The sequence below is a fragment of the Exilibacterium tricleocarpae genome, from assembly GCF_007004655.1.
Lineage (GTDB): Bacteria > Pseudomonadota > Gammaproteobacteria > Pseudomonadales > Cellvibrionaceae > Exilibacterium > Exilibacterium tricleocarpae.
Map to the genome: position 1 here is coordinate 229,751 of NZ_ML660095.1, position 16,716 is coordinate 246,466.

The 16,716-nt window shown below is 58.5% G+C and carries 11 protein-coding genes; 9 read left to right on the forward strand and 2 right to left on the reverse strand.

Annotated features, from left to right (window positions below; genetic code table 11):
• Nucleotides 1-316: 316 nt before the first annotated feature.
• Entirely contained in the window at nt 317-610 is a 294-nt protein-coding gene (locus FKG94_RS15600; RefSeq protein ID WP_142905240.1) for a cyclic-phosphate processing receiver domain-containing protein, read from the forward strand.
• A gap of 32 nt (nt 611-642) precedes the next feature.
• Here FKG94_RS15600 and FKG94_RS15605 read toward each other — a convergent pair whose 3' ends face one another.
• Nucleotides 643-1,062 (reverse strand): hypothetical protein, encoded by a 420-nt coding sequence (locus FKG94_RS15605; protein WP_142905241.1) that lies wholly within the window; start codon nt 1,060-1,062, stop codon nt 643-645.
• Between the two features lie 373 nt (nt 1,063-1,435).
• On the opposite strand from FKG94_RS15605, the gene FKG94_RS15610 reads away from it, so the two are divergent.
• Nucleotides 1,436-1,891: an LEA/WHy family protein gene (locus FKG94_RS15610; RefSeq protein ID WP_142905242.1), complete on the forward strand. Its 456-nt coding sequence runs from the start codon at nt 1,436-1,438 to the stop codon at nt 1,889-1,891.
• A gap of 17 nt (nt 1,892-1,908) precedes the next feature.
• Here the strand turns inward: FKG94_RS15610 and FKG94_RS15615 are convergent, their stop codons facing one another.
• Nucleotides 1,909-3,561 carry an acetolactate synthase large subunit gene (locus FKG94_RS15615; protein ID WP_142905243.1) on the reverse strand — a complete coding sequence of 551 codons (1,653 nt, stop codon included), beginning with the start codon at nt 3,559-3,561 and terminating at the stop codon, nt 1,909-1,911.
• 342 nt (nt 3,562-3,903) lie between these two features.
• Here FKG94_RS15615 and FKG94_RS15620 point away from each other — a divergent pair, with 342 nt between their 5' ends.
• From FKG94_RS15620 to FKG94_RS15650, 7 genes are all read left to right on the forward strand, one after another.
• Nucleotides 3,904-5,283: an alanine/glycine:cation symporter family protein gene (locus tag FKG94_RS15620; RefSeq protein WP_142905244.1), complete on the forward strand. Its 1,380-nt coding sequence runs from the start codon at nt 3,904-3,906 to the stop codon at nt 5,281-5,283.
• Between the two features lie 207 nt (nt 5,284-5,490).
• Nucleotides 5,491-6,000, forward strand: coding sequence for an RNA polymerase sigma factor (locus FKG94_RS15625; protein ID WP_142905245.1), 510 nt, complete (start codon nt 5,491-5,493; stop codon nt 5,998-6,000).
• Nucleotides 5,987-7,084 carry a FecR family protein gene (locus tag FKG94_RS15630; protein ID WP_142905246.1) on the forward strand — a complete coding sequence of 366 codons (1,098 nt, stop codon included), beginning with the start codon at nt 5,987-5,989 and terminating at the stop codon, nt 7,082-7,084. Before FKG94_RS15625 ends, FKG94_RS15630 begins: the two co-directional genes overlap by 14 nt.
• Entirely contained in the window at nt 7,084-9,948 is a 2,865-nt protein-coding gene (locus FKG94_RS15635) for a TonB-dependent receptor (RefSeq protein ID WP_142905247.1), read from the forward strand. Before FKG94_RS15630 ends, FKG94_RS15635 begins: the two co-directional genes overlap by 1 nt.
• Before the next feature lie 862 nt (nt 9,949-10,810).
• The gene (locus FKG94_RS15640; protein ID WP_142905248.1) at nt 10,811-13,477 is read left to right on the forward strand and encodes a TonB-dependent receptor plug domain-containing protein; all 2,667 of its coding nucleotides are present in this window, start codon (nt 10,811-10,813) and stop codon (nt 13,475-13,477) included.
• Between the two features lie 322 nt (nt 13,478-13,799).
• Nucleotides 13,800-15,509, forward strand: a complete 1,710-nt coding sequence (locus FKG94_RS15645; protein WP_142905249.1) for an amidohydrolase — start codon at nt 13,800-13,802, stop codon at nt 15,507-15,509.
• Nucleotides 15,484-16,716: a GGDEF domain-containing protein gene (locus FKG94_RS15650; RefSeq protein ID WP_142905250.1), complete on the forward strand. Its 1,233-nt coding sequence runs from the start codon at nt 15,484-15,486 to the stop codon at nt 16,714-16,716. Before FKG94_RS15645 ends, FKG94_RS15650 begins: the two co-directional genes overlap by 26 nt.

Consider the following 16,716-nt stretch of genomic DNA (forward strand, 5'->3'; position numbering starts at 1 on the left):
CCGGCGTTGTCGAAGGGTGGCGTCGGGCCGGTAGCTGCAACATAACCTGGCTTAAGGCAGTTTCAGGTGTGGCGTTGTTTGCTTTGGTTCTGTTTAACCGCAGTTGCAAGGGGCGAATCGAAGAGAGCCGGTTGGATGAATCAGGCCCAGGGAAGCGAGTCGAATGGAGCGCAGCCTGAAAGCAGCCGGATTGAATGCAGCTGGATTGAGAGCAGCTGGGTTCACTGCAACCTGGCGTGATGCAGAGTAGCTTGGCGAGACTCTCGCCGCACTTTCGTCGCACTACGTTTGCAGGAATATTCAGCAAGGAGGGGCAATGGAACTCTTGATTGATGCCACTCGTACTTACAGTGTGGATAAAGTCACCCGCTGTGTACAACAGGGAAAGCGCGCGTTGCGTGAAATGCCGGTAGAGACCCTGTATCTGGACCATCACTTCGGTGAACGGGAGACCGGCAGCGATATCATCAGGTGGGCGCGGGAGCGCCATCTGTTGCCGAAGCAGGTGGTGTTGGTTACCGCCAGTCCGCGCGGCCGCTCGGATATGGCACAGTTACTGCGCGATGCCGGGTATCGCTCCGGTGACGGTATCCGGTATATGAAATTTTAACTGGGAAACTCCGTAGTGGATTAGGCGTCTTATCAGGCGCCTTTTTTTTCGCTGCCGTCGATATCCGACCGGGTGTATACCAGGGCATCGGCGTAGGCCAAAGCTTCCTCCGGCGTGTCACATATATGCACAGTCACCGTAATCTGGTTGAAGATCGGCCCCATGACCTGCAGGATTTCCTTGCCGCGGGGAACGCTGCAAAACACGATAGAGATCTTGTGTCCGCTCTGTGCCAGTTGGGCCGTCTTTTCGCGAATGGCAAAGAGGTCGGAGTGGCGAATGATGACATCGCCAACCCGGTTCATGTCGATCATCTCGATCAAACCCTGCAACCGGATGTTATTCTCGAAAAGCCGGTCTATATGAGCGATGATATCTTCGGTGGTGAGGGTGCCGGTAACGCTCGACCACATCATATTTTTATCAGTATCGTAGCGATAAGAGATTGCCATTGTCCGGGACTCGTGCTAATCGTAGTACCCCATTGCAAGCTGTGTTACCCCATTACAAGCGACATCTTGGTAAACAGGGTGCGCAGTAAACACAATACCTGGTAAACATAGTACCTGGTGAATATGGTACTCAGTTAATATAGCGCTTAGTAAACATAGCACTTTGTCGACGTAGCACTTAGTCAACAAAGTACTTAGTGAAGATAGTACTTAGTAAATATGGTACTTAGTAAACTTAGCAAGTAGTGAACATGGTACTTGGTTGATCGACGCTTTGGCAAACCTATGTTTTCGTAAACCTATGTTTTCGTAAACCTATGTTTTGCAAACCTATGCCAGTGCCGACCATTATCAGCAAACACCGGACAATTCGATGATGCGATGTTATTTTTTATGGATACTGCTGCTGGGACTGAGCGGCTGTGCAACCCTTCAGCAGGTGGTGGAGCCCCCCCAGGTCGAATTGACGGGTATCCGCCTGCTGCCCGCCCGTGGCCTGACCCAGCAGTTTGAGGTTGACCTGGCGCTGACCAACCCCAACGCCGTCACCCTGAGTGTCGTCGGTATGTCTTACAGTGTGAGTCTGGAGGGGCACGATATCATCAGCGGCGTGGCCAATGATATCGCGCCGCTCGAGCCCTACACCGAGGTGCCGGTGACCCTGGTCGCTTCCACCAACCTGGTATCCGCCCTGGGATTGATCGAAACTTTTATGCGCCGCCCCCGCAATGAAGTCAACTATGTGCTGGGCGCCAAACTCGATCTCGGCACCTGGCTGCCACCGTTCAAGGTTGAGCGACAGGGGGTGATTCCACTGACCCGGCAGTGACCCCCTCGATCCACCGGTCAGATGGGGCAGGTCAGCTCCCCCATCCGCTTGGTCAGCTTCACGTTTTCTTCGTAGTCGATGGGCACCACCACCAGGCTGGGGCCCTCTTCATTGAATGACTGGCTCAACACCTCCCGCAAACTCGCCGCTTCGGTGACCAGATGGCCGTGCCAGCCGAACGCCGCGGCCAGTTTCACCCAATCCGGATTGCCGAAGGCCAGGTCGGTATGGCGGCCGAACTCGTTGGTCTGCTTCCAGCCGATCAGGCCGTAGCCGCCGTCCTCCCAGACCATGATGGTGAGCTTGCAGTTGAGCCGTCGCGCGGTTTCCATTTCCTGGGAGTTCATCATAAAACCGCCGTCGCCGCAGATGCCCAGAATATTGCGGTCCGGGTAGACCAGGCTGGCGGCGATGGCGCCCGGCAGGGCGAAGCCCATAGAGCAAAAACCATTGGGAATCAGGCAGGTATTGGGTTCGTGGCATTGGTAGTGGCGGGCGATCCACATTTTGTGGGCGCCGACGTCGGACAGTAATATGTCCTGCGGGCCCATGACCTGGCGTGCGTCCCAGAGCGCTTTTTGCGGGCGCACCGTGCCGGTAGTGGTGTCGTCTTTGTGGGCTTCCAGCTCCCGGGTCATATCGCGGCGCACAGCGTGTTGCGGTTCGAAGTCGAAACTCAGCGGCCCGTCGCGCTCGACGCGCTCATTGAGCATCCACAAGGCGTGTGCCAGGTCGCCCACCACTTCGATTTCCGGGTGATAGTTTTCGTCAATTTCCGCCGGCAGAAAGTCGATATGCAGGACATCTTTTTCCCGCCCCGCATTCCACAGGTGGGGGTGGTACTCCACCATGTCATAGCCGAGGGTGATCACCAGATCCGCCGCATCCACCGCACAGGCGGGAATATCCTTGGAGCCGAGGCCGATGGTGTAGAGGCAGTAGTCGGCGTCCATATCAACGCACCCTTTGGCCATAAACGTACTGACTACTCCGATGCCGGTCTTCTCGCAGAACAGGCGCAACTGTTTGCTGGCGCGGCGGCGGATACAGCCGTTGCCGGCGATAATGATGGGGCGTCGGGCCTGGCGAATACGCGCAAAGGCGCGATCCATGATTTTGTCGTCCGGTACCGGCCGGCGAAATTTCTGCACCGGCAGGGGCCGTTTGTCCACCTCCAGCTTGGCGATATCCTCCGGCAGTTCAATGTGCACGGCGCCGGGCTTTTCGGTGCGGGCCAGGCGTACCGCTTTGCGCATGATCTCGGGGATATTCTCGGGGTGCCAGACAGTGGTTGCCCATTTCGTCACCGGCTCGAACATGCCGGTGACGTCCATCACCTGGTGGGATTCCTTGTGCAGGCGGGTCGAGGCCCCCTGGCCGGTGAGCACCAGCATGGGCGCGCGGTCCATATTCGAATCGGCCACACCGGTGATGAGATTGGTGGCGCCCGGGCCCAGGGTGCCCAGGCAACCGGCCGGGTTGCCCGTCAGGCGGCCGTAAATTTCAGCCATAAACGCCGCGCCCTGCTCGTGCCGCGTGAGTATGAAACGGATTTTGTCCGACTGCTCCAGTGAGATCATAAAGTCGGCGTTCTCCTCACCGGGTACGCCAAAGATATACTCTATTCCCTCTTCTTCCAGACACTGCACCATCAGGTCTGACGCTTTCATAGGCCGTTGCCCCTAACTGTTTTGTTGATCGAAGACTGGCGTCAAGCGTAAACCAGTCCGCCCTAACTACCCTAAAGATATCGCCCTCAGCCGGGTGCGGCGCGGGCTGCTGCTCGGCAATCTTACAATTTTTTCCCGCCGCTGGCTGTGCCCCGCAGCGCCGGCACCGGGATTGCCGTGCAGGTAAGTGCTAGTGCTGCGGTCCCTATCGTTGTAGTCTAGCCGGTAATATCACTCACTGCGCATCGCACTATTTATCGCAATATGCCGGCCTCTCTATCAGCCCTGCTTCCAATTCAGCGCGCCGCTGCCGGCCGGCCCTCAATACAATAACAATATGACATGACGACCATCGATCAGTTTCTCCAGGATTTTAATAACTTTGTTTGGGGGCCGCCGCTGTTGCTTCTGCTGCTTGGTGGTGGGCTGTTTTTTGCGCTGTATTCGCGCTTTACGCCCTACCGCCACTTCGGCCACGCGCTCGCCATTGTGCGCGGCAAGTTCGACGATCCCAATGCCGCCGGTGAATTGACCCATGCCCAGGCGCTGTCGGCGGCGTTGGCGGGTACCATTGGCCTGGGCAATATCGCCGGCGTGGCCCTGGCCATTACCGCCGGTGGTCCCGGGGCTGTGTTCTGGATGTGGATGACGGCGCTGTTGGGGGTGGCCACCAAGTTTTTCACCTGCACGCTCGGGGTGATGTATCGCGGCCGCGACAGCCTTGGCAGACTGCAGGGCGGGCCCATGTACATCGTGCGCGAGGGGCTGGGCAAACGTTTCTATCCGCTGGCGGTTTTATTTGCGGTGGCCGGGTTGTTTGGGGTGCTACCGGTGTTTCAGGCCAATCAGTTGGTGGAAGCCCTGCGCCAGGAGTTTTTCGATGATGCTGCCAGCCTGGCTGCCTGGCAGTTCAACCTGGTCGCCGGTATCGCCCTGGCGGCGGTGGTGGCGGGGGTTATCTTCGGCGGTTTACCGCGCCTTGCCAAGGTGGCGGTGCGGGTGGTGCCGGGTATTGCCGTGCTCTACCTGTTGATGACTGTGTGGGTATTGGCGCGCCACGCCGGTGAAGTGCCCGCCATGCTCGGCAACATCGTCACCGAGGCTTTTAGCGGCAGCGCTGTCGGCGGCGGTCTGCTCGGGGTAATGGTGATCGGTATCAGCCGCGGAGCCTTTTCCAATGAAGCAGGTATCGGCACCGAGGTTATGGCCCACGGCGCGGCCAAGACTGACGAGCCGGTGCGGGAAGGGTTGGTAGCCATGCTGGGGCCGGTGGTGGATACCCTGCTGATCTGCACCTGCACCGCTTTGGTGATTCTGATCACCGGTGTGTGGCAGGAGGCGGCAGGCCTGCAGGGTGTCACCCTGACGATAAACGCCTATCGCCAGGAGATGGGTTTGCCCGGCGTCTTTTTACTGGGCCTGCTGATTCTCAGCCTGGGCCTGACTACCATGTTTACCTACTGGTATTACGGGGCCAAATGCCTGGGGTTCCTGATCGGGGCCGAGTACCAGCACTACTACAAATACTTTCACGTGTTGATGGTGGTGGTGGGTTCCGGTGCGTCGGTCGGTGCGGCATCAAACTTGCTTTCCGGTATGTATGCCTTGATGGCGATCCCGACCATGACGGCGTCGTTGCTGCTGGCACCCCGGGTGATGGCGGCCAGCAGGGACTACTTTGCGCGCTGCGGTGCCTGGCGGGCCGAATCGACCGACACCTGATGGCTGTGCAGGTCGCCGGCCACGGGTCGGGTGCCGGCGCCAGCCTGGTTAAATAACGGTCGACCCGGTCAAGCTAATTCGCTATATTCCGTGGTGGTCCCCGGGATTAGATGGCAGTCACGGTGTCCGTGGGTTTAGGTGTCAGGGTGTGCCGGACCCCGGATATTTATCCAAAAGAACTGTTTATAAAAGAAGCTACTCATAATAATGAAAAGTATGGGCCAGACCTCGGCAATTGCCCGTATCTACCGGGATTACAACGGTATGATCAGGCGCTATCTGCAAGTCAATCTGCGTTCCCGAGAAGACGCGGAGGACCTGTTGCAAGAGACTTTTGTGCGTTTCCAAAAGCACCAGGCGGCGGCGGACATCGATAAGCCGAAGAACTTTTTGTTCACTATCGCCCGCAACCTGATGATCGATCGCAAACGGCATCAGAAGGTGAGCGAGGTCGACCCCGCGCAAGAAATAGACGAACTTATGGACCCGCTATCTTCGGTGGAGCGCCTGGCCGCAGCCGAGGAGCATTTCGGTGTGCTCTGCGATGCGGTGGCCAGCCTGCCGCCACAGTGCCGGCGCGTCTTTATTCTGCGAAAATTTTATCAATTATCCCACAAAGAGATTGCGGATCAGCTCGCCATATCCGTTAGTACTGTAGAGAAGCATCTGGCGCTGGGTTTGGCGCGGTGTAAGGCTTACCTCGATGAGAAACAATAGTGCAGATGATGATGCCAGCACCGCTGCCGGTGCCGGCACGAGAGATTGTGGGATGATGGAGATCGTAGAGAGTAACCCGAGCCCTGCCGAACAGGCACGACAGTGGGTGATCAAGATGGACGGCGGAGAACTCAGTCACAAAGACAGAGAGCGGCTGCGCGAGTGGTTGCGGTTCAGCCCTGAAAATCGTGCCGCACTGCGCGAGGCACGCCGGCTCTGGCATACGCTGGATGACTGGCGTGCGCAGCTGCCCCAGCGGGCGCCATCGGGGCGTTTTATGGCGCTGGTGAAAGCGGCCGATCCGGCTGCTGCGCCAGCCTTTCGGTGGGTGCACCAGGCGCGGGGGTGTTTGCGACCGGGCAACGCGTTGGCCGCCTCGCTGACACTGGGTTTGTTATCGTTGGGGTTATGGCAGTTTGCGCCCCCGCCCGAAGGGCGTTATGAGACCGGGCGCGGTGATATGCTGTCGCACCAGTTGGACGACGGTTCCACTATCACCCTCAACACCCAAACGTCGGTAGACGTGGTTTTTTCGGCGACCGAACGGCGGGTGATCCTGCGCCGGGGGGAAGGGTTTTTCAGCGTCGCCAAGGACCCGTCGCGACCGTTTGTGGTCCATGCGGCAGGCGGCACAGTGGAGGCGATCGGCACTGCGTTTAATGTGCGCCGCCTCGACGATACGGTGGCCGTCACTGTCACCGAAGGCATTGTCGCGGTGAGCCCTGCGGAGCAAAATGCCGCTGTGGCGCAGCGCTTGACGGCCAATCAGTTTCTGCGCTATGGCGACGACCTCGGGGTGCCGGCCGTGCGCGATGCCCAGGCGATTGCGCAAAGCCTGGCCTGGCGCGATGGCAAACTGCATTTCGACGATACCACGCTGGAGGAATTCCTGGCAGAGGTGAACCGCTACAGCAACAACCAACTGATGGTGGTGGATGCGGATCTGAAGCAAATACGCGTGGGTGGTGTGTTTACCGCCGGCGATGCCGACGGCATCATCAAAGCGCTGGAAGCCAGTTTTGCCATGCAAGCGGTGGGGCTGACGCCCGGGCTTACGCTACTTTATAAAAAAAATGGTGACTAATGCCGGGCTGGGTGTCGACAAAACCAACACTGCGGCACCTATCGAGCTGGCGGCTCACGCTCTGCATCACTCTTTTATGTTTATACCTCAATTCTGCGCGAGGTGTCGAAACCGATATCCGCTTTGACATTGCCGCGCAACCCCTGCCCCAGGCGCTCGCCATTTTTGCCGAGCAGGCGGGCCTGCAGTCGTTACTGTACGCGCAAAAAGATGTGCAGAATAAACAAAGCCAGGCGCTGGCCGGCAGTTTTGATGTCGACACCGGGTTGATACTGCTGTTGCAAAACAGCGGGCTCGGGTATCGGGAGGTGGACACCGGGATTATCGTGATCGACCCGGACCTGCCGCTACCGGCGCCGGCACTGGCCGAGGGCAATGGGGTTGAGACCGGGATAACCCCGGTCACCAGCGTCGATACGCTGGAAGAGCGACTGGTGATGGAGGAGGTGGTCTCCGTCGGCACCCGCGTCAAGGGGCGCACCGCCACCGAAACCGTGGTGCCCGTGGATATCCTGCGCAACGAGCGCCTGCTGCGCGCCGGCCCGGAGCTGGGCGTGCAGTTGCAATCCCTGGCGCCGGCGTTTAATTTTTCCCGCACCACTGTCAGCGATGGCACCGATATCGTGCGTCCCGCAACCCTGCGCGGGTTGAATCCGGATCAACTACTGGTGCTGATCAATGGCAAGCGCCGCCACCGGCAGGCGCAGATCAATATTCAGCAGGTGGTGGGGCGCGGCTCCTCCGGTACCGACATCAACGCCATTCCCGCCAGCGCGATCGAGCGCATCGAAATACTGCGCGACGGCGCCGCCGCCCAGTACGGTTCCGATGCCATTGCCGGTGTTATCAATATTGTCCTCAAGGCGGATGCCCGCGGCACCGACCTGGTGGCCAGGTACGGGCGCACCCGCGCCGGCGACGGCGGCAATCGCCAGGTGAGCCTGAGCAGCGGGGTCGCGCTCGGCGAGGGTGGCGGTATCAGTGTCTCCGTCGAGCGCCACGATCGGGGTGAGACCAATCGGGCCGGTGTCGATTCCCGTTTTGATCCACCTCGGGTGAGTATGAGGATCGGCGACGCCGAGTCGGATTATCACTCGGTGTTTATCAACGGCAGCCTGTTGCTGGATGACACCAACGAAGCCTATCTGTTTGGCGGTGTCTCCCGGCGCGATGCATTGTCGGCGGGTTTTTATCGCGGTGCCGGCGCCCGACCGGACGCGCCACCCGTAAGCGCCCGTTACGTGCCCGAACTCTATCCGCAGGGTTTTCTGCCCCTGCAAACTACCGAGGTGGACGACGACTACCTGACGCTCGGTCTGCGCGGCGAGGTATCGTCGTTGTGGGACTTCGACAGCAGCTTGACCTACGGGGAAAATAATTTTACCCAGGGCACCCGCCGCTCCGTTAATGTGTCACTCGGCACCGGCAGCCCGCTTACCGCCGATAACGGCCGGCTGCAGTTCAAACAGTTGAGCCTCAATCTCGATCTGAACGGGCGCCTCGACTTTGAGTGGCCCAACACCGTGTTTGTGGCCACCGGTTTCGAGTATCGCAAAGAGCGCTACCGGGTTCACACCGGTGATTTTGCCTCCTACGCCTACGGACCCGGCGACGATTTCTCGATATTTATCCCGAGCCCCCTCGACCCCTGCCCGACAGAACCCGGCCCGGCGCCTTGTGCCGACGGCAGCGCCCGCGATCGCGCACAGGCAGGTATGCAGGCGTTTCCGGGGTTTCGCGCCGGCGTCAACCGAACGCGAGACAACTTCGCGCTCTATATCGATATGGAAAGCAACCTCAGCAGCAACCTGCTGATGGGGGTGGCCGGCCGCTTTGAGCGCTACGGCGATGTCGGCGCCAACGTCACCGGCAAGCTGTCCTTTCGCCACCAGTGGTTGCCGGAGCTCGCCGTGCGCGGCGCCATTTCCACCGGTTTTCGCGCCCCTGGTTTGAACCAGCGGGCGTTCACTCATACCTTGACCAATATCGGCCCGGACGTGCTCACCGATACCCTGCATGCGGCTGAAGGCAGTCCCGCGTTGGAGGCCCTGGGCGTTCCCGCGCTGGAGGAGGAGCGCTCGACCCACGCCAGTCTGGGTTTGGTATGGGTGCCGAGCGATGCTGTCACCGTAACGCTGGATGCCTACCGCATAGGGATTCGCGACGGTGTGGTAATGACCGATGTCATTGCCGCGCAGACCGATGCCTGTGCGCAGCCGGCCGATTGTTACCTGGGTGAGGTGCTGGCCTCGCTCAACCAGAATATCGGCGCGGTGCAGTTTTTTGCCAACGCCGTGGATTCGACTACCGAGGGCATCGATTTTGTCGCTCATCACCTGCGCGATCTCGGCGGCCTGGGGGTGCTGGATATACACACCGCGCTGCACTATAACAAAACCGAACTGGATGGTATCCAGGTGCCGGCGACCATTGATCCCGATGCGTTTTTTTCCCAGGCGCAGATCGATCTGATCGAAACCGGCCAGCCGCGCCAGCGCGCCACCGTGGGAGTGGATTGGCGCAAAGGCCGCTGGCGCTCCAGTCTGCGCTTTAACCGCTACGGGCGGGTGCGCACGTCGTACTTTACCGAGGTCAACCTGCGTGTGGATGTCCCGGGCGGCGAAGACCTGCAACACAATACCAAAGCGGAATGGCTGTTGGACGTGGATTTGAGTTACCGGTTTGGCAATGGCCTTACCCTGGCCCTGGGGGCGAATAATGCCCTGGATGTTTTTCCCGATGAACTGGAACCGGGCAATGTGCCGGGCTTTATCAGTGGCGGCAGTTTCGTCTATCCCTGGGAGTCATCGCCGTTTGGGATCAATGGGGCGTTTTACTACGGGCGGATTGCTTATCGGTTGTGAGGTGTTGTAGAGGTTTTATATTCATTGTTTGATGGTGCCTTGGGAAGGTGCGACCAGCCGGTTGTGTGGCACCCTCCGGCAGGGGGCAGAATAGAATGGCACTTGGTTAAGCAAATATGTGCTAATTGATCCGATCTGGCCCTGGCTGAAGCCTCCAGAAACACGGACTGGGCGTCCCCCTGATAAACCCGTCCCTGGGAGCTTCCCGACAGCATCCCTGCTGTCGAGAGTTTCTGGAGGCTTCAGCCAGGGCCAGACCTACCTTCGGTACACTTAATCATAGTTTGGGGTCTAGTTTGGAATAGTTTGGTTTGACCCCGAACTGTGTCGTTCGTAGCGGTGCTTTTAGTGCTTTGATCAGAACATATTTTCCACTTCGATGGCACAGAGGTCTCGATTCGGGCACAGCCCTTCGGGACCTTCGCCAGCAGGGATGCTGGCGCAGAGCCTACATGGATGTATTGACGGCGTGTCCCGAAGGGCTGTGCCCGAATCGAGACCGGGTCGGCTAAGAACACCAAAACCCGTTTTAGGTGAAAATCTTTATTGGTTGAAGCACTAGTTACCACTGTAATTGCGCTGTACCACGTACGCTTGTCATATCTTTTCTGCCTGCGAGTTTGTCGCGCTATTAATCTTTCTATACTCCGACGCCTTACCCGCCAAAAATATCAGTAAAACCTGTCTTCATATAGTGGGTTTACACCTGCGGTCCGTTAGTAAGCCTTAGCGGCGCAGTGTAAGCCGCGGCGTTATTTGCACCTGTTAAGTGACATCGGTTGAGAGCCGTGATCGTAAATCAGTGCTGATAATCAAAGACTATAAAAAGTACTACAAGCTCTACAGACAGGAGACCCACACCATGAGGAATAAACCCTTTCTCACCTCTCTCTCACTGCTGGCGCTGGCCGGCAGTCTCAACTCGACCGGTGTACTGGCACAGGACGAGGCGATTATGGAAGAGGTGATTACCACCGGTACCCGTATCGCGGGGCGCACGGCAACAGAATCCATGGCACCGGTCGATGTGGTGAGCGGGGATGACTTTGTCAACCAGGGCGACACCGATTTGAGTAATCTGCTGCGCAATATCGTGCCGTCCTACAATGTGAATACCCAGCCGCTCAGCGATGCCGCCACCATCGTGCGCCCGGCCAACCTGAGGGGACTGGCGCCGGACCACACCCTGGTGCTGGTCAACGGCAAGCGGCGCCACCGGGCCGCGGTTATCTACTGGCTCGGCAACGGCGTGGCGGACGGTGCCCAGGGTCCGGATATTTCCGTGATTCCGGCCATTGCACTGCAACAGGTCGAGGTGTTGAGAGACGGCGCCTCGGCGCAGTACGGCTCCGATGCCATTGCCGGTGTGATGAACTTTAAATTGAAGGAGGACTCCGAGGGCGGTGCGCTCGAGGTGCGCTACGGTGAATTCTTCGAGGGCGACGGCGACCAGGTGACCGTCGCGGGTAATGTGGGCCTGCCGTTTACCAGCAACGGCTTTGCGAACCTGAGTTTTGAAATCGGCAGTACCGATCCTACCGATCGCAGTATCCAGCGCAACGATGCCGCCGCGCTGATTGCCGGCGGCAACACCGCCGTCGGCAACCCCGCGCAGGTGTGGGGGCAACCGCAGATCGACGACGACGTTAAGTTGTTTGCCAACATCGGCCTGGAGCTGGATGCCAACAAGGAATTCTATGCCTTTGGCAACTACGCTGAAAAGGAAGTGGAGGGCGGTTTTTTCTTTCGCAACCCCGACACCCGCGGCGGGGTCTTCGGACGCGGTTTGAATAATGTGGATGGTGCTAATGAAACGATCCTCGATGCAAGGGGCAACCCGGTGCCTTTGCATATCGACGCCTCGGGCGCGGTAATTCCGGTAGCTGATATGCTGGACGGCAACGGTGTCCTGTTGGGCCAACTGCCGGGCACGCGCCGGTTTGATCGCCTGGTTGCCGATTTGACCGGCGACAATTCCGGCGGTTGTATGCAGACCGGCCCCGACAACAGCGGGGGGCTGGATATCAGAGACGCGGCGGGACTGGCGGACACCATCGCCGACCCCAACTGTTTTGTGTTCAACGAGTTGTTTCCCGGCGGCTTTACCCCGCGCTTTGGCGGGCAGGTGAACGATATCGCCGCGACCGTGGGCGTGCGGGGTGAAACCGACGCCGGCCTGCGCTGGGATGTCAGCGGCTCGCTCGGGCGCAATGAGGTGGACTTCTTTATCCGCAATACGGTCAACGCCTCGCTGGGGCCGCAGACGCCCACCAAGTTCGATCCCGGTGTCTACTCGCAATTGGAAAAGAACTTCAATATCGACCTGTCCTATCCCTTGGCGGTGGATTTTCTGGCATCGGACCTCAATATTGCCGGTGGCTTCGAGTACCGCGAAGAGCAGTTTGAAATCACTGTCGGCGACCAGGCGTCGTTTGAAATCGGGCCGCTGGCCGACCAGGGTTTCAGCGCCGCCTCCAACGGTTTTCCGGGTTTCAGTCCGCTGGCCGCCGGGGAGTGGGATCGGGCCAACTTCGCCGCCTATGTGGATGTGGAAACCGATATTACCGACATCTGGGTGTTCGGTGCCGCCTTCCGCTGGGAAGACTTTGAGGATTTCGGCACCACCACCAACGGCAAGGTCTCCAGCAATGTGCGGATAACCGACAATTTTTCCCTGCGCGGCACCTACAGCACCGGCTTTCGGGCACCGACGCCGGGCCAGTCCAATGCGTTTAATGTCTCGACGGAGTTCGATGCCGAAACCGGTGATCTGGTCAACAACGGCACCATTCCCTCGATTAACCCGGTCGCGGTATTGCGCGGCGGCCAGCCGCTCGATGCGGAGGAGTCCACCAATTTTACCCTGGGCGCGGTGCTCGACTTTGAGGATGTGACGATCACCATCGATTACTTCAATATCGAACTGGAAGATCGTATTACCGTTTCCCAGAACTTTTCTCTCACCGAGGCCGAGGTCGATGATCTGGTTGCCTCCGGTGTTACCAGCGCGGCCAATCTGCAGAATTTCCGCTTTTTTACCAACGATTTCGACACCACTACCGAGGGTTTTGATATCGTCGCCACCTGGGGCGTGGAGTGGGCCAACAGTTCTACGGATTTCAATCTCGCCTACAACCAGACCGAAACGGAAATCGACAGTTTCACGCCGGGTCTGCTCGACGATGTTCGCATTCGCGAGCTGCAGGAAGGATTGCCGGAAACCCGCTGGAATATCAGCGCCAACCACCTGATGGGCAATTGGCGGTTTCTGGGCCGGGTCAGCTTCTACGATGAATTTTACGATTCCGAGGACGACAAGTCCTATGGTTCTGAAGTCCTGGTGGATGCGGAAGTTGCCTATACATTCAACGAGAAATACACGGTTACGTTTGGCGCGCAGAATCTTCTCGATGAGTTTCCCGATGAAAACCCGGACGGAGCAGATCAGGCCGGGCGTCGCTACAGCCAGTTCTCGCCGAGCGGTTTCAACGGTGGTTTCTATTACCTGCGCTTGCGCTACGATCTTTAAGATGGAGCACAACCCACTGGATTGTGCAGGCCTGCTTCACATATAGTTCTCAACGGGCGCTTGGCGCCCGTTTTCTATCAGGTTAGTGCTTCGACAAATAAGAATTTTCGCGTAAAACGGGTTGTGGTGGTGTCCTTAGGCGCCCCCCCTGATCGAGACCTCAGTGCCACCGAAGTGAAAATGTTTTCTGGTCGAAGCGCTAGTCAAATTAGATCGCCATTCAAAACGATGCTGTCCGAGTGCCGCTGTAGCCGGCTGCGGTGGCGAGTAGTTGGACTCGACAATGGTCTTTGCTGAAATACTTAACCGGGGGTCTTTAACCATGCAGAATAAATCACTGGATAAAATACTGGGTATCAGTTTATCCCGCATCGTAACTTTTTGTGTGACGGTTTGTTTAACCACCTTTCCACCGACCGGGCTTGCCGAATCCCTGCTGATCACCAATGCCAGGGGTTACACCTTCGACGACCGGGGCGAGTTGCGGCGTTTCAGCACCCTGTTGGTTACCGATGGCAAGGTGGCGGCGTTGGGTAAGGCAGAGCTGGCCCGACAGTATGCTCGGGTGAAGGCGCTCGATCTGGATGGTAAAACCCTGCTGCCCGGACTGATCGATGCCCACGGGCATATTATGGGGTTGGGCTATACGCTGTTGAGCCTCGATGTGCGCGATGCGCAAGATGCCGACACGGTGGCGCTACAGGTAAAGGCGTTTGCCGAGCGCAACCCCGGCTCGGGTTGGATCAGGGGGCGGGGCTGGAACCAGGTTTTGTGGCCGGGTAAACAGTTTCCCACGGCGGCGGCACTCGATCGCCACCTCGATGATCGGCCGGTCTGGTTGCGCCGTATTGACGGCCACGCCGGTTGGGCCAACACCAAAGCCCTGGCCATTGCCGGTATCGACAGGCAAACCCAAGCACCGGCGGGCGGTGAGATTCTCCGCGATGCGCAGGGTAATCCCACGGGTGTGTTGATCGATAATGCCATGGCGTTGCTGGAAGCAAAGATACCGCCTTATACGCGCAGTGAAATGGAGCGGGCGCTGCGCGAGGCTTCCGGTCATCTGCTGCGTCTCGGTATTACCAGTGTGCACGATGCGGGCATCGACCACGATACCTACCAGCTCTACCGGCAACAGGCGCAAACAAAACAGTTGCAACTGCGCATCTACGCCATGCTCAGTGCCCGGGATAAACATCTGCAGCGCATGTTGTCCAACGGTTATATCGCCGACAAAGATAACTTTTTATCCATTCGCAGTGTCAAGATTTATGCCGATGGTGCCCTCGGCAGTCGCGGGGCGGCACTGCTGCAACCCTATGCCGACCGACCCGATACCAAAGGCCTGCTGCTGACGCCGCCGGCGACGCTGAGGCAGTTATACAAAGCGGCGCTGGCGGCTCGGTTCCAGATCAATATCCACGGTATCGGCGACGCCGGTGTGCGCCTGGCACTGGATGAGTTTGCCTACGCCTTTGACAAGCACGGCGGGCGCGATCTGCGCCATCGCGTCGAACATGCGCAGGTGGTGGCGTTGGATGATATTCCCCGTTTCAAGGCGCTGGACATCATCCCTTCGATGCAGCCGACCCATGCCACCAGCGACAAGAATATGGCGGCCGATCGTCTCGGTGCCGAGCGGCTTAAAGGGGCTTATGCCTGGCAGACGTTTTTGCGCCAGGGGTCGCCGATTGCGGCGGGATCGGATTTTCCGGTGGAGCTGGCCAATCCCTTGTTCGGCATCCACGCAGCGGTGACCCGACAGGACAGAAAGGGTCAACCCCCCGGCGGCTGGCTGGCCGAGCAGTCTATGAGTATCGGGCAGGCACTGCGGGCCTTTACCCGCGACGCCGCCTATGCGGCCCATCAGGAGACCGTTTTGGGCGGGCTGACGCCCGGTAAGTGGGCAGATTTTGTTGTGCTGGACCGGGATATTTTTGCCATTGCCGCCGCCGATCTCTGGCCCACAAAAGTCCTCCAGACCTGGGTCGCGGGCAAGCCCCGCTATGACTATACTGAAACCGATAGGTGAGGAGCGGTCGCTGCTGTGGAGGTGTATGGATTTAAAGTTGTTGATGTTTATAACCTCCACGGTGACCTTGGTCATCGGTCTCGTATTACTGATTACTTGGCAGCGCAATCAGCGCGAATCGGAGATTGCCCTCTACTGGTCGGTCGGTTTTTGCATCACCGGCGTCGCTTGGGCAATGGTGATTTTGGTGCCACACCCTTACTCGGCGTTCTCGACGGTGTTGGTCTCCACGGGCTTCCTCGCCGCCCCGATGTTTATTCTGGCGGGGGTCTTTGTGCGCGGTGGCACGGCGGTGCCCTGGCGGCTGATGATGGTCGCCTGTGGTTTATGCATCTTTGTGCAGTTGTGGTATACCCTGGTCGCAAACAGTGAGCTAGTGCGCGTACTCAACTTGACGGTATTCAATCTGGTCTTTCATCTGATAGCCGTCTACCTGTGTCTGCGCTCGACTGCCGATCGCGTCGGCAATATCATGTTGGCGATGGGTTCCCTGTCGATTGCCGCAGTTTTAGTTTTCAGGATTTATTTGATTGCTAAAAATACCACCGGCGGGCTCGATGCCGAGGCTCTGGTCAGGGATGAGGTACTGGTATTCTTGTTTATGCCGAGCGCCATGGTGGTCGAAGGGCTGGCCTGTCTCGGCGCCATTTTGCTGGATTTGATCGGCAGGTTGACCTACCAGGCCTCTACCGATCCGATGACCGGCTGTCTCAATCGGCGCGGCTTTGAAGACGCTGCCACCAACAACATCGCCATTGCTAAGCGGCATGCTTTGCCGATCTCCGCAGTGATCTGTGATATCGACTATTTCAAGCGCATTAATGACCATCACGGTCACAGTATCGGTGACGATGTGATTAAGGCCTTTGCCGGCGTCCTCAAAGACAGTGCTCGCGATGCCGATATTGTCGGGCGCATGGGGGGTGAGGAATTTCTGATTTTACTCTTGGGCTGCAGCATGAACGACGGTATAGAGTACGCCGAGCGGATTCGCCGGCGTTTGAGGGACATACATGTACCCAGTCTGTCCCGATCGATTAATATGACGGCGAGCTTCGGTGTCACCGAGTTTCTGGTCGACGACGAAAGCCTGGAGAGTATGTTCAGGCGCGCCGATCGCGCTCTGTACCGTGCCAAGGACGCCGGGCGCGACAGGGTGGAGACCTGCCTGTCGATCCGGGGCGATGTGGTGGTGCCGGTTGTTTAG